Origin of the sequence: Tolypothrix campylonemoides VB511288_2 (assembly GCF_045999855.1) — a bacterium.
GTDB lineage: Bacteria > Cyanobacteriota > Cyanobacteriia > Cyanobacteriales > Nostocaceae > Scytonema > Scytonema bouteillei_A.
In genome coordinates this window covers 199,039-213,704 of sequence record NZ_JBFPMW010000014.1, presented here as the reverse complement: position 1 = coordinate 213,704, position 14,666 = coordinate 199,039, and the positions used below count along the sequence as shown (strand labels likewise).

The following is a 14,666-nucleotide window of genomic DNA, read 5'->3' as shown; positions in this document are numbered from 1 at the left end:
AGTGCGATCGCATGACAGCCCTCTCTCTTCATACTCCTTTTTTGGCTAAGGTATTGTGTGATGGCTAAGGTAAAGAGAAACCATCTGTTTGCAATTCAACTACTCTCACGAGCCGCCCTGGTTCGGCTGGCGGTTTTAGCGATCGTTCTAGGCACTCTCATAAGTTGGGCTTACTTTACAATCTGCAAAACCTAATGCCTCCGTATCGAGGAAGCTGGCGATCGCCATCTCAATGACTGCTTCAACTGGATACTCAATTTCAGTAGCACGGGCAATTAGGGCAGCTCGAATTCGTTCGGGTAAGCGTTCCAAGATGACTTCAGCATCAGAGGAGGAAAATTGCTCCAAAAGTTTTGCTTGCATAGCTTTACTGTTCGCTTGGGATTTGAACATTATAAGGAGGTTGATGCCATCTTAAAGATGGCTATCCACGCGAGCGTGGGTATCGCCCGATCGCGAATCATAACTCAAGCTAATACTTTATATCACTTCTAATAAAGAGAAGAGTATTGTAAAGTTGTGTAAACAGATGTAAATTAAAGATACAGGCGCACAAAAAGCCTGATTCATTCATATAAAACAACCGCAATCATAAAACCATGACAGCAACCTTACAGCAGCGCCAAAGCGCCAACGTATGGGAGCAGTTCTGTAACTGGATCACCTCCACCGAAAACCGCCTTTATGTCGGCTGGTTCGGCGTACTGATGATCCCTACACTGCTCTCGGCGGCAATCTGCTTCATCATCGCCTTCATCGCAGCACCTCCTGTAGATATCGATGGTATCCGCGAACCTGTTGCAGGTTCTTTGCTCTACGGCAACAACATCATCTCAGGTGCAGTTGTTCCTTCTTCTAACGCAATTGGTCTTCACTTCTACCCCATCTGGGAAGCCGCTTCCTTAGATGAGTGGCTCTACAATGGTGGTCCATACCAGTTAGTGATTTTCCACTTCCTGATTGGTGTATTCTGCTACTTGGGTCGTGAGTGGGAATTGTCCTACCGCTTGGGTATGCGTCCTTGGATCTGCGTAGCGTTCAGCGCACCTGTAGCAGCAGCTACCGCAGTGTTCTTGATCTACCCCATCGGTCAAGGTTCTTTCTCTGACGGTATGCCTTTAGGAATCTCTGGAACCTTCAACTTCATGTTGGTGTTCCAAGCAGAGCACAACATCCTCATGCACCCCTTCCACCAGTTAGGTGTAGCAGGTGTATTCGGTGGTTCTCTGTTCAGTGCAATGCACGGTTCTCTGGTCACCTCTTCCTTGGTACGTGAAACAACCGAAACCGAGTCACAGAACTACGGTTACAAGTTCGGACAAGAAGAAGAGACCTACAACATCGTCGCAGCACACGGCTACTTCGGTCGCTTGATCTTCCAATACGCATCATTCAACAACAGCCGCAGTTTGCACTTCTTCTTGGCAGCATGGCCAGTAGTAGGCATCTGGTTCACCGCACTGGGCATCAGCACCATGGCGTTCAACCTCAACGGCTTCAACTTCAACCAATCCGTGATTGACTCTCAAGGTCGCGCCATCGGCACCTGGGCAGACATCCTCAACCGCGCTAACCTCGGTATGGAAGTGATGCACGAGCGCAACGCTCACAACTTCCCTCTCGACTTAGCTGCAACTGAAGCTGCACCTGTTGCTCAAAGCGCTCCTGCTATCAACGGCTAATCATAGCAGTACGCGACTAAAAAGCATCAAGACTAGATAAAAGGCGCTCTCCTAAAAGGAGGGCGCTTTGTGCGTTTGAAGATACCTACAGTTAACGTTCTTATTAGGAATAGGTGCGATGAACGCACATTAGATAACAATCAAATATTTCTTTCTCCCCTCAACTCTACCTCTCGGCGGTCACCCTTATGCAGCGACCGAGCACCGTCTTAACGATGCTGCCTCAAGCAGACTCCAAGAGCGCGATCATCTTCTCTGCGACACCTTTGGCAGAAGCAGGATTCTGTCCGGTAACGAGATTTCCATCGGCAATGCTGAATGCTTGCCAGGGTGCCGTCTTGTGGAAAAGTGCGCCTTGTTTGGTGAGCGCCGTTTCCAACTCGAAAGGCACATCATCTTTTGCGTAGTTTTCTTCTTCGTCGTTTGTAAATGAACTGATATTCTTCCCAGCGAGCAGGAGAGTGCCGTTGCTCAACTTGACGTTCAGCAACGAAACTGGACCATGACAAACGGCCCCAACAACAGCACCCCGCTCGTATGTCTCTTTCACAACCTTTTTGAGGAGCGGATGCTCAGGCATATCGACCATCGGTGCCAAACCGCCAGGTATAAAGATGGCATCGTACTGGCTAACGTCCACGTTTGAGAGCTTCTTCGCTTTCTGCATTGCGGCCCACCCTTTTCCTACCAAAAAGGCTAGGTTGTCAGGATCGTCAGCAAGATTGAGCGCATCCAAAAACGGTGTATCTCCGGTGAGACTTGCGAAATCAATTTGGTATTTTGCTCTGTCGAATTCAGCATAAGGATGTGCGACCTCCGGCAGGAAATTTCCCGTCCTTCGGTTGTTCGGACCGATGGTGTATGCGTTCGATACGATAATAAGAATCTTCTTTGACATAGTTTCTCCTTATTGTTTGGTTCGGTTTAGGACAGAGCTTTAAACAAGCTTCTTCACCGATATCACCTCGCGGTCTTCAAGATAGGGGATTATCTCTTCTGCAACGATTCTTTTATAGTGTTCCGATTGCCTGTGAGATTCTGCGGCAGCGGTGTCGGTGTAGTGTTCGCAAAGAATGAGTTCGCAAGGATCGTTTTCCGACTGATAAATTGTGTAGGCAATGTTGCCTTCCTCCGATCTGGTCTTCTCGGCCAGTTCCGGTAGCAATTTCAGGACCCGAGACGTTTCCGACTCCTTAATTCTCCATTTCACGATAACGATCTTTTCCATGTGCTTACTGCTCCCTTGCAAGACAAGTGTACTAACACCCCAGCAGATTGTGAAACAGTTGTCGTGCCGTCCATGAACGCTTAACCGCGATCGAGATGTTCGGCTTTTTCTCGCTGCCTAGCTATTTATTATACGGAAAGTTTAGGTATAATCTTTTTTCAATCCTAATATATCAAGCATTCTCAGGAACTCCTGTTTGAATATACGGAAAACTAAACAACGATGTGCTAAGTCGGTCAAGAACATCATTGTTGTTGTTTGGCGATCGCGATCGCGAAGTGCTGCTAGATGTGCGAGTTCAAACACACTATATATTAGGTGCTGCACCAAAGGGAAAGTTGCGAGATCAAACCACAGATGTAAGTTCTTTTCCCCCTAACGCTTTTGGTTTGTACGATATGCACGGGAATGTGTGGCAATGGTGTGAAGATGACTGGCATAATAATTATATAGACGCACCAATAAATGTTCGCTCCCCCCTAACCGATATCTTGCACCTACACCCTATAAGGGTGAGGCTATACAAACGAAGCCTGCCTACGCAGGCTAGAAATTCCAATTTTTCGTGTTATTGATAAAAATATATGTTTATTAAAAATGCAAAAATCTAGTATTAATACTTTGGTGCAAGATGTGAGCCTCCGACTAGCCGCAAAAATCGCCGCTAGTAATGTATGAAAGACGCACATTTTTTTCATTTTAGGCGCTGTGTATGCCATCGCTCTTCGGCTGCAACCGCAAGCGCACCCATCCCACGCTTAAAGATGACCAATTCTGACCTGAATTTTTCTAAAAATTCTTAATTTTCTCAAAAATCTGCAATGATACACTAAATCTTACTAAACTTTTGCATAAAAAATCCAAACAGAATAGCAATAGAAAGCAATTTTCAATACTAGGAATCAAAAAATTTTTAAAATCTCAGAATTTCTCGCTCATAGTTTTCAGGAAAAGGTGTTATTTCCCAAACTATACCTTCTTGTGGTTCTAGAGCGACTTCCACAAACAGTTGTTTGACCGTAGTTGTCGCTACATCTTCATTATTGGGAAATGGCTGCAAATCTTCGGTCAAAAGTCTGAGTGTAAAACCACCAGGAATAGCCAATTCTTCCACAGCATTACGCAACTCAAAGCGCCAAACAATCGCCTCTTCTTGTTGTTTTGGTGATATCCTCAGTTCGTAAGATTGACCTGCGATGGACAACTGACGAGAGAAGAAGGTATCTAATTGTCTTTCTTCTTCCGTACTTCTGGCTCCGGCTGCACTGTGTTGTAAATTGAACCTTTCCCATCCAAGGGCTTCCCCCACTTGAGAAATACCGTTTTCCAGCCAAGCGAGAAGCGACCACTCTTCTTGCAGTCCCAAGCGTCGGTGGTATAAGCTTTTGCGCCATCCCCCATGCTCCATTAATCCACCCCAAAGTTGAAAAGGGATTTCCATCCTTGGTGAAACAATCTCGCTTGTTGCCAAACGAGAAATGAGGTTCTGTGCTTGCTCTTGTGATAAAGTCGGTAATGGTTGGATGGTACTCCGTGTCACTTCTTGCGGGCAAAGTTGATATGCGACTGCTAAAGTACTGATGTCCTCAACAATCTCTGTTGCTTCTAAAGAATAAGTGCGATCGCTGGCGTCATAACTCCCCTTTCTTTTGAGTTGTTCGTGAGTACAGTAGCCCCAAACTTTTACGTATTCATCCTCTGGTTCGACTTGTACTGCTAGATAATAATCCCCAGCCCAACTTGGTATATCTACCCATTCTTGTGCGATTCGCAATTCACTCATATCCATTTCTTCACTGGGAACCAAAATCAACCGAGTTTCATTGATGGCGATCGCAGTTCCACTGACAAATTCCCAGAAACTGGGTAAAGCAGCACTACCCAGCCAAGGCTTTGCGTGCGGTGCTAAGTCTTCTTGCAACCAGGCTAAGACAGCAAAAAGGCAAATTTGATTGATATACGCTTGATAGCGAGAAGTTTGATTGGAAAAAGACGTGTTTTCTTGCCAAATCTGATTCTGAACGTTTTCTGGTACTTCCAAAATCAGGTGAGTCGGTGAAGTAAAGGTAAAAACAGTGGGGTTTCCAGTCATGGCGATTATTTTAGGGATTAAGTGTTTTTACAGAGCAAGAAAAGGTTAAACAGCTTTTTGATTTTTATTTTGGGTGTAGTAAAATTGCAGCCATTCCTCCATTACAGCGCTCGTAGTTTTAAGTATGTCTGGTGTAATAGAAATATGCAGGTGTTCTTGGCTCCAATTCGCTAAAGACTTCAGCAAGGTTTCTCTAGTTTTGGTCAATCGGCGCGAAACAGTATATTGCTGAACTTGGAGTTGTTTGGCAATCTGTTGTTGAGTCAATCCTTGAGCGTAGTAGAGTTGCAAAATTTCTCTAGCTTGCGGATCTAATTGGGTCAGCGCTTCTCTCAATACGTTATGAATCTCAGATTGTTGGGAGACTCTTAACTGTTGTTCTTCTTGGGCGATCGTATAAGCGAGGGGCGAGTCTAGTTCATCGGCTGGTATATTATCTAACCACTCACCAGAATCTTCTGAATTAATGGGAGCATTGAAAGAAGCAACATTGGGATAAAGGTACCTACGTACAGCTTTGGCGCAAGCAAGCAGCCAAGCTTCTAACATTTGGGGATTAACTTGCTGATGGGTTTGTGAGTTGTAAGCTTTAGCGATCGCTTCCCAAGTTTGATTATCTGGTTTCGATAATTGACGGCTGCTATGAGCTTGACTCGGTACGTAAAGCAACTTGAAACAGTTCCAGACACTCATGTAAGCAACAATCTTGTCTTTAGGTAAGCTCTCGGCTTGCAATGATTCTTCCAAACGCTTTTTACTAATTTTTCTTAAGAGTCCCCAATCCGTACAAATATCTATTTCATGACGCTGTCTGAAAGTTTCACGAATAGCAGCCCCAAAGACTGTACTGGCATAGTTTTTTAACCTAGAACCGCTATTGGGGTTAAAACCTTTGAGGATTTTATCAACTTGGGTAATTGCTATTTGAAAACAGTCCGATAGCTTGTACTGGGTTGTGGCAAAGCTAGCAACTATTTTTTGAGATGTCCAGTAGCAGGGTTCTTGTAAGTAAGCGATAGTATGTTCTTTGGCAAGTCTTGCTGATGAAGATTTGTGTAATCGATCGTAAAAAAAGCCAATCCAAACGTCTTCGTCCGTTTCTTGTGGAGTTTGCTGTAGTGCATTTGCTATACTACGACGGAGCTTAGCATCCGTTACCCAACGACAGAAGCGATCGTCGGCAAATACTAAAAAAGTCGAAAAGATTTCAACAAGGTTATTTCGAGGGTGCATAAAAATACGCAAGCTGACCTAAAGAACAAATGGGTCGAGCAAAGACGCTTCCCCAAAACTTTACTACAAAGAGCTTATAATTTGTTCCGAAATATAGCGGTTCTCAGTTAAGCTGCAATACATTAAGAATTGTCTTGTAGCTCGGAGTCTTGCCCCTTTTAGTCGTTTTAGCTACGTATAGAATAGGAGACCTATAGAATAAAATGTGTCCGCGTGCAGTTGGTACGAGTCGCTCAACTTACACTCAACAAACAAGTGCTGCCAAACTTTGGCTGCTATTGGTGGGAGTCAACCACTACCAAGATGAGCGACTCCCAAATTTGAATTACTCAGCAGTGGATTGTCAGGGGTTAGCGAAAGCTTTGGTGGGAGCAACCGAGCATTTTCCGCAAAAAGAAATAAAAATTTACCATGATTTTGCCCCACAATTACCTTACTTAGAAACTGTCCGTGCTAGCCTTCAAGAAATCTCTACTGCGGCTCGCCCACAAGACACAATTCTCTTTTATTTCTCCGGTCATGGGATATTCGTGCCAAACACTCATCAAACATTCCTATGTTTGGCAAATACTCAAAAAGATGACATACTCAATACGGGTTTAGCCATACAGGAACTTTTGCAATTATTGGGGAAATGTAATGCACAAAATCAGCTTGTATGGCTCGATGCATGTCATAGTGGCGGTATGACACTTAGGGGCGCAACTGTAGCAGAACCTTTACTGAATGCTACGCGTCAACTGGTGGAAGTTTTGCAGAAAGTCGCTGCCATGAGTAAGGGATTTTATGCCCTGCTTTCTTGCGATACCGATCAGCAATCTTGGGAGTTTCCAGAACTAGGGCATGGAGTATTTACTTATTATTTGATGCGCGGATTGCAAGGTGAAGCAGCAGATTTACAAGGAGCAATTTCTGCTGATGGTCTTTATCGCTATGTTTATCACCAAACCCTACAATATATAGATAAAACGAACCAACAACTGCGCCTGATCAATCAGCAAAAACGCGGCAAAGGGGACACGCAGTTGTTTCGGGAATATCCCTTACAAACTCCCAAACGAATTGTAGAAGGCGTTGGAGAACTGATTATTGGTTCCATTGGGGCGATTGAAGAACCGCGTCCCATAAGGCAAGCACTTGTCGTTGAAGGATTGAGCGGTAGTCAAATAACACTGGCTTTTTGTAAAGTTTTGCGTAGTGCTGGTGGCTTTGAGTTGGAGTATTTACCCCGACAGGGGAAAGCAACTGCCAAAGAGGTTCGAGAAGCAATTCAAGAATTTTTGTATTTACCAAACCAAAAACAACAGAAAGCTGAAAAACCAGCAACAGTATTGTTATATTTGCGCGGACGACTGGAGGAGACTCCGACAGGAGAAGTGGCTTTAGTACTGTCTGAAGATGTTTGGTTGAGCCGTGCTTGGTTGAGACAGCAGTTGCGTCGCTCTCAAGCAGCCCAACAGATTATCATTTTAGACTTTTTGGCGGGGGAGAGCGATCGCTTTACCCCACACGAATGGATTGAAGATTTACAAGTCGGTTCTGAAAAAGCGCAATGTATTATTGCAGCCAATTCGCCCCGTTACAATTTAGAACAATTTGCAGATGCTCTGGTCAATACTTTAACAACAGCTTCTAAACCAAGTGGCTTATCAATAGCGGGTTGGATTACTCAATTGCAAGTCTACCTAGCAGGAGCTTTTCCACTCCACATTTGGCTGTCAGGTACGCAAGGTATTATCGAAATTATACCAGCTTTTACCGATACGCGCAGCGATCGCAAAGCTGTAGCATTGGACTTAGGAATTTGCCCTTACAAAGGTTTAGAAGCGTTTGGGGAAGAAGATGTTCAGTATTTTTACGGTAGAGAAACCTTAACCCAACAGTTAATTAATGACTTAGCACGCAATTCATTCCTAGCTGTGGTAGGAGCTTCTGGGAGTGGGAAATCTTCTGTCGTACAAGCGGGATTGATGACTCAATTGCGTTCGGGTAAACAATTACCGGGTAGCGAAAATTGGTGGATCAAAAGTTTGAGACCGGGCGCACAACCTCTAGAGGCTTTATCGCGCCGATTGGCTGCTTCGGGACAAGAGGACAAGGGGATAGGGGGACGAGGGGAAATCGCGGGAGAAATGACCTCTTCGTCTCCCAAGCTTATATTAGAAGGATTGCTGTACCAGGGGATAGAGGGTTTTGTTTACTGGGTACGCAGCCGACCGGAACCAATGGTAGTTTTGGTGATAGATCAGTTTGAGGAACTTTTCACTCTGGCTTCTTATGAAGAGAGAAAGCGATTTCTAGAACTTGTGTTGGGTGCGATCGCATATGCTTCTGACAGGTTTAAATTAGTGATTACTTTGCGAGCAGACTTCATCGCCCCCTGTTTGGAAGTACCAGAACTGGCTTTGCTTTTGCAACACTCAAGTGTACTGGTTCCTCCCCGATTGGATCGCGATGACTACCACCGTGTTATTGTCAACCCCGCCGAACAAGTGGGTCTAAAAGTCGAATCTGGACTTGTAGAAATTCTTTTACAAGAGTTAAACGATTCTGTAGGAAATTTACCGCTTTTAGAATTTGTACTGCAACAGTTGTGGGAATACCGCCAGGAGGGTGAGCTAACTTTAGCAGCGTATCAGCAGCATCTTGGGGGGATTAAAGGTGCGCTAGAACACAAAGCACAAGCAGTTTACGATGGTTTAGATCGCCTTGCACGGGATTGCGCTCGCTGGATTTTTCTGTCGCTGACTCAATTAGGAGAGGGTACGGAAGATACCAAGCGAAGGGTGTTGAAATCGGATTTGGTTGTAAAAAAATATCCCGCTCCTTTGGTAGACAGAACATTGCAAGCTTTAACTGCGGCGAAGTTAGTAGTGATGGATTTGGAAGAGGGGGATAGGGGGGATAGGGGGGACAAGGGAGACAAGGGGGATGAGGGGGAAATATTACCTGGTTTGTCTCTACCTACAAATGCAGTGACTGTAGAAGTTGCTCATGAAATTCTCATTCGTCACTGGTCAACATTGCGTTGGTGGCTGGAGGAAAATCGCAGTAAATTGCGGTTGCAACGTCAAATCGAGCAAGCGGCTGTTTTGTGGAAGCACAATAACGAACAATCTGATTTTTTATTGCGGGGCGTGCGTCTGGCTGAGGCGGAAGATATCTATGTCAAATACACGGATGAATTGTCTCACGATGTCCAACAGTATATTGCGGCTTGTCTGGAAGAAAGACAGCGACAACAACTCGAGCAGAAAAAGCGATTGCGACAAGCTCAAAGGGCTGTTGCTGCGATCGGCGTACTTGGAGTGACTGCAACGGGTTTTGGTGGATTGGCTTACTTCAAACAACAAGCAGCCCAGGTTGGGGAAGTTGCTGCTTTGAATGCATCGTCTGAAGCGCTACTGTTATCCAATCGCCAGATGGAAGCATTAATCGCAAGCGTGAAAGCTGGGGAACAGTTTAAGCAAGTTTTTGCACCTGCACGAGATGTCGAGCTAGCAACTGTGGCGACTCTCCAGCAAGCAGTTTACCAAACTCAAGAGATTAACCGCTTGCAAAGTCACGCCCAACAAGTGAACGCCGTAAGTTTTAGTCCGGGGGGTAAACTTCTCGCCTCTGCTAGCGATGACTCTACTATAAAGATATGGAGTGCTGAGGGCAAATTAATCTCTACTTTCCCAGCGCAGCAAGATAGAGTGACGAGTATCGCTTTTAGTCCGGATGGGAAGTTTCTCGCCTCTGCAAGTACCGATCGAACTATCAAAATATACTCTATTGATGGCAAGTTAGTTGAAATTTTGACAGGACACAGCGATATCGTTACAAGTGTTAGTTTTAGCCCTAATGTCACGACTTCTCTGGTGTCTCAATCTCAAAAGGTAAAACAAAGAGGAGATTTTATAATTGCATCTGCAAGCCGAGATAAAACTGTGAAACTCTGGCGCATGAATGGCAAGCTAATTAAGACATGGAATGCCCATAACGGTTGGGTGAATAGTGTTAGCTTTAGTCCGGATGGAAAGTTTCTTGTTTCTGGTGGGGAAGATAACATTGTCAAACTGTGGAATGTAGCAGATGGTCAGTTAATGAGAACTTTTTCCGGACATACAGACCGAGTTACCCGTGTCAAATTTAGCCCTGATGGTAAAACCATCGCCTCTGCTAGTGGCGATCGAACTATAAATCTATGGAAGCTCGACGGTCAATTATGGCAAACTCTGGGGGGTCAAAAGGGTCATACTCAGCCAGTCAACGGTATTAGTTTTAGCCCAGATGGTCGGATTGTTGCTTCTGCTGCTGCTGACGGTACTATTAAGCTTTGGAGTATAGATGGTACTTTGTTAGCAACTATTAAAGGGCATGATGAACAAGTTAGAGATGTGAATTTTAGCCCTGATGGTAAAATTCTTGCTTCTGCCAGTGATGATAAAACAATTCGATTTTGGAACTTAAACAATAGTATAATATCGCAAGAAGAAGGTATTTATAGTGTAAGTTTTAGCCCGGATGGAAAAGTTTTTGCCTCTGCTGGATGGAATGGAGAAGTCAAATTATGGCAGCAAAAGCAAATTGTAAATGCATCTTTAGTTAAAGTTTTTAAGACCAAACAAGATATTATTTATGATGCGGTCTTTAGTCCTGATGGCAAAACTTTAGCAACAGCAGGTGACAATAAAAGTATTAAGATTTGGAATTTAATAAATAACCAGTTCATTCAAAGATTAACGGGGCATGAAAAAAGAGTCAATAGTATCAGTTTCAGCCCAGATAATCAAATCATCGCTTCTGGAAGTGCAGATAAAACAATTAAGCTGTGGCGTCTTGCTGATGGCAAGTTATTAAAAACACTGTTAGGGCATAATGATGAGGTAACTAGTGTGGATTTTAGCCCGGATGGTAAGATGTTAGCCTCTGGTAGCTATGATAATACTGTGAAACTTTGGCGTGTAGATGGCACTTTGGTGAAAACTTTGAAAGGTCATAGTTTAGCGATCGCACACCTGAGTTTCAGTCCAGATGGCAAAATCTTAGCTTCAGCAAGTTGGGACAACACCATCAAACTGTGGAAAGTTACAGATGGTGGGTTAATAAGTACGCTAACAGGACATACAAACGGTGTAAAAAGTTTGAGTTTCAGTTCAAACGGTCAGATACTTGCTTCTGGTAGCGCTGATGGTACTATCAAGCTATGGAACACCATGAATGGTACGTTGCTAAAAACACTATCGGGATACAGAGGTGAAGTGAATAGCATCAGCTTCAGTCCGGATGGTAAACTGTTGGTCAGTGGTGGGAATGCTGGCATGATGCTTTGGAATTTAGACTTAGACGATCTCGTGCAGCAGGGATGCAAAAAGCTCAAGAATTACCTTGAAAATAATCCAAACGTGAGTGAGAGCGATCGCAAGATTTGTAAAGCATTGAGCTAGTTTAGATTGAGCGATCGCTCTGGGTGATGGGTATTACAGCGATCGCTTAAGCTTTTCGAGTACCAAGGAAGTCATTTACCAATGCTCTAAAGTTGACATGCATAAAACAATAGAGGCGAACATATGGGGAAAGTGAAGGGGAAAGAAAAACTTTCTTCTCTAACAAGATTCATTAGGATAGATAAATATGAGATCGACAATCGCTTCCCTAACACTAACAGCTTTAACTATAGCCTCAATTTCTACTCATGCATCTGCACTTTCTTTAATTCCCCAGGCAAAAGATTTAAAAGATTTCAAAGCACCTCAGTCCAGTTATCAGCCAACTATAGTGCAGATTGGTAATGCCAAAGCCAATGTTCCTATGAAGCATGGTAGCTGTGGTTTAGACTGCGGTCAACACGTGCTAGCGAATAAGTCAGGGAATTTAGATATGAAGTTTAGTGTAAAGATGAGTTGTCCTCCCGGACAAAAGGTAGCTCATCTTTCCTTTCAACCAAAAGCTCAGCAATTAACGGTTTTAATTGACAAACCAACTAACGCTATCTCCTACTCGCAAAATGTTGTTATACAACCTTTTTCTCTAGAAGAATTGGAAGATGCTGGAAATAAAGCTCTAGGTGGTACTTGGGCTCAACCTAACTCTCATAATAATAAAACAAAAACTGTACAGACAACTCTTACTGATTCTATTGATGTTTGGGGGCAATGTTCCGGACAAAATACTCAACAAAAGCAAACCATTGTTGTCACTCTTCCAGTGACTTATACCGATACTAACTTCCCTTTACCTCCCGTTCCTTAAAATCAAAGTTTTGGTTATTCTAGCTAGCTAAAATAAAAGCCCTCTGTTTAGGACGGGGGGCTTTGATTGATGGTAAAAATCTACAAAGTTTACAGTCCCCGTATTTAGCCTCGCCAACCACGTTTTATTGGTGTTAGTCTGGAGTCTTATATCTTGCACCTACACCCTAAAAGGATGAGGCTATACAAACAAAGCCTGCCTACGCAGGCTATAAACTCCGATTTTTCGTGTTATTGATAAAAATATATGTCTATTGAATACATAAAAATTCAGTATTCATACTTTGGTGCCAGATGTAAGGAGTCAAATTTTTGGGAGAAACACTATCATGGGATCGCCTAACCGACAACAACAACTCCAACAATTAATCAAGCAGTACGTTCTCCCGCGTCGAACCGTGTTAGCGATCCTAGGTTTCACGTGTGCGCTTGGCTTGGAACGTTTCCTAGCAAGCAAAACTCAACCCAAACTTCCCAAGAATTCTCAAATCCCAACTTTACCTCAAAAAAATTCGTTAGCAGCCCAAAAAGAACGCCAACAGCAGCTTGAGATTGCACGCTCTGAATATAAATTAACATCTCGACTACCAAACTCTATTCGCGTAGCAACTTTACCAACCCAGGAGGTTTTTGATGATGAATATAGCAAGAATCAAGCAAGCATAAGCCAGAAAATTACAGAGAATCAACAAGCATTTTTACAAAACCCCAAACCCTTTCTAACACTAGAAGACTACACAAATGTTTTTAAAGTCTTACCCCTACCAGATATTGCCAAAACCTTTCGCAGCGATGCTACATTTGCAGGACAAAGACTTTGGGGTCCCAATCCCATGGAAATTACCAACGTTTTGGCACTCAAGTATAATCTCCAAGAAAAACTTGGGATAACGAATGATATTTTTCAAACCGTTCTCAGTGCTGCTAGAGGAACGGGATACGCCAGTGAAACCCTCGAAAGTGCTACCACAAATGGCAGTTTGTTTGTAACCGACTATGCAATACTTAATGCCAATGGCGTTACGGCAAAAGAAAACCAATATCTGTGCGCTCCCATCGCTCTCTATTACGCCGATCGCAACCGGGCTGGTTGGCGTTTAATCCCCATTGCCATTCAACTGGGACAAATACCCCAAAAAAGTTTGCTTTGTACTCCTATGGATGGAGTGGACTGGACTTTAGCCAAGCTAATCGCTCAAATGGCTGACTTTTCCGTTCATGCATTGGTACGTCACTTAGGTCAAACCCATCTTGCTCTGGAACCAATTGCACTAGCAACTGTACGCGAACTCCCCGATCTTCATCCAGTACACGTGCTATTGAAACCGCATTTTGAGTTTACAATGGCAATCAATGCCTTTGGGGATCGAGTGTTGATTAATCCAGGAGGATACGTAGATATCCTTTTAGGAAGTACTCTTGAAAGCTCGCTTCATCTGGCTAATCTTGGTGTCTCCGAGATGTTTGACAACTTTAGCAACTATGCACTCCCAAACAATTTACGTCTGCGTGGTGTAGGCGATCGCTCTATATTAAAAAATTTTCCCTATCGAGATGACGGTTTGCTCGTTTGGGATGCTCTGTTTGAGTATGTCAATCGGTATATAGACATTTACTACAAATCTTCTCAAGATATTCAAGAGGATTTCGAGTTGCAAAATTGGTTAACAGCTTTACGGAAACCCGTAAGTGATAGAGGCTTTGGTGTAGCTTCCTTACCTCAGCAGTTGAGCGATCGCGACCAGTTGATTAACTTGCTGACACAAATTATTTTCACAGCAGGTCCGCAACACTCAGCCATTGCGTGGATTCAATATCAGTATATGTCTTTTGTTCCTAATATGCCTGGAGCGATTTATCAGCCTATTCCTACGGTTAAAGGGACGATAGAATTGGAGAAAAATTTAACCAGTTTTCTTCCTGGCATAGAACCAACCTTCGCACAAATTAGCGTCATAGAGGGAACTGGTGTCAAGCTTGATGTAAAAGCATTTACAGATTTCGGTGTCAATAGTTTTTACGATCCGCGAGCGATTGCGGTTCTTAAAGGTTTGCAAGACCGTCTGAAAGTTGTAGAAAAACAGATCGAACAGCGCAATAAACATCGAGAGGAAAGCTATTCTGGCTTTTTACCTTCTCGCATGGCTAACAGTACAAGTAGTTAGAATTTTGCACTACCATTTTTAATTTTCTCA

General features: G+C 43.6%; 9 protein-coding genes and 1 pseudogene. 5 read left to right on the top strand and 5 right to left on the bottom strand.

Annotation, left to right across the window (positions count from 1 at the left end; translation table 11 throughout):
- Positions 1–147: 147 nt before the first annotated feature.
- Complete coding sequence (locus tag AB0756_RS32530; protein WP_038082867.1) at positions 148–363, bottom strand: hypothetical protein; 216 nt, start codon at positions 361–363, stop codon at positions 148–150.
- Positions 364–599: 236 nt separating this feature from the next.
- Here AB0756_RS32530 and psbA point away from each other — a divergent pair, with 236 nt between their 5' ends.
- Positions 600–1,682: a photosystem II q(b) protein gene (gene psbA / locus AB0756_RS32525; protein ID WP_038082844.1), complete on the top strand. Its 1,083-nt coding sequence runs from the start codon at positions 600–602 to the stop codon at positions 1,680–1,682.
- 223 nt (positions 1,683–1,905) lie between these two features.
- Here psbA and AB0756_RS32520 read toward each other — a convergent pair whose 3' ends face one another.
- On the bottom strand, positions 1,906–2,580 hold the full coding sequence (locus AB0756_RS32520; protein WP_038082846.1) for a type 1 glutamine amidotransferase domain-containing protein: 675 nt from the start codon (positions 2,578–2,580) through the stop codon (positions 1,906–1,908).
- A gap of 39 nt (positions 2,581–2,619) precedes the next feature.
- Complete coding sequence (locus tag AB0756_RS32515; protein WP_038082848.1) at positions 2,620–2,910, bottom strand: putative quinol monooxygenase; 291 nt, start codon at positions 2,908–2,910, stop codon at positions 2,620–2,622.
- Between the two features lie 308 nt (positions 2,911–3,218).
- Here AB0756_RS32515 and AB0756_RS40065 point away from each other — a divergent pair.
- A pseudogene (locus AB0756_RS40065) lies at positions 3,219–3,377 on the top strand (formylglycine-generating enzyme family protein); the annotation flags it as partial.
- Positions 3,378–3,823: 446 nt separating this feature from the next.
- Here the strand turns inward: AB0756_RS40065 and AB0756_RS32505 are convergent.
- A complete protein-coding gene (locus AB0756_RS32505) occupies positions 3,824–5,002 on the bottom strand; it encodes a DUF1822 family protein (protein WP_038082852.1) in 1,179 nt (392 codons plus the stop codon).
- A 45-nt stretch (positions 5,003–5,047) separates the two neighbouring features.
- Positions 5,048–6,235, bottom strand: a complete 1,188-nt coding sequence (locus AB0756_RS32500; protein ID WP_038082854.1) for a sigma-70 family RNA polymerase sigma factor — start codon at positions 6,233–6,235, stop codon at positions 5,048–5,050.
- 203 nt (positions 6,236–6,438) lie between these two features.
- Between AB0756_RS32500 and AB0756_RS32495 the strand changes: the two genes are divergently transcribed.
- The 3 genes from AB0756_RS32495 (at position 6,439) to AB0756_RS32485 (ending at position 14,636) form a co-directional block, all read left to right on the top strand.
- On the top strand, positions 6,439–11,667 hold the full coding sequence (locus AB0756_RS32495) for an nSTAND1 domain-containing NTPase (RefSeq protein WP_167844701.1): 5,229 nt from the start codon (positions 6,439–6,441) through the stop codon (positions 11,665–11,667).
- 187 nt (positions 11,668–11,854) lie between these two features.
- Positions 11,855–12,472 carry a hypothetical protein gene (locus AB0756_RS32490; protein ID WP_038106224.1) on the top strand — a complete coding sequence of 206 codons (618 nt, stop codon included), beginning with the start codon at positions 11,855–11,857 and terminating at the stop codon, positions 12,470–12,472.
- Positions 12,473–12,800: 328 nt separating this feature from the next.
- On the top strand, positions 12,801–14,636 hold the full coding sequence (locus AB0756_RS32485; RefSeq protein ID WP_038106225.1) for a lipoxygenase family protein: 1,836 nt from the start codon (positions 12,801–12,803) through the stop codon (positions 14,634–14,636).
- The last annotated feature ends 30 nt before the right edge of the window (positions 14,637–14,666 follow it).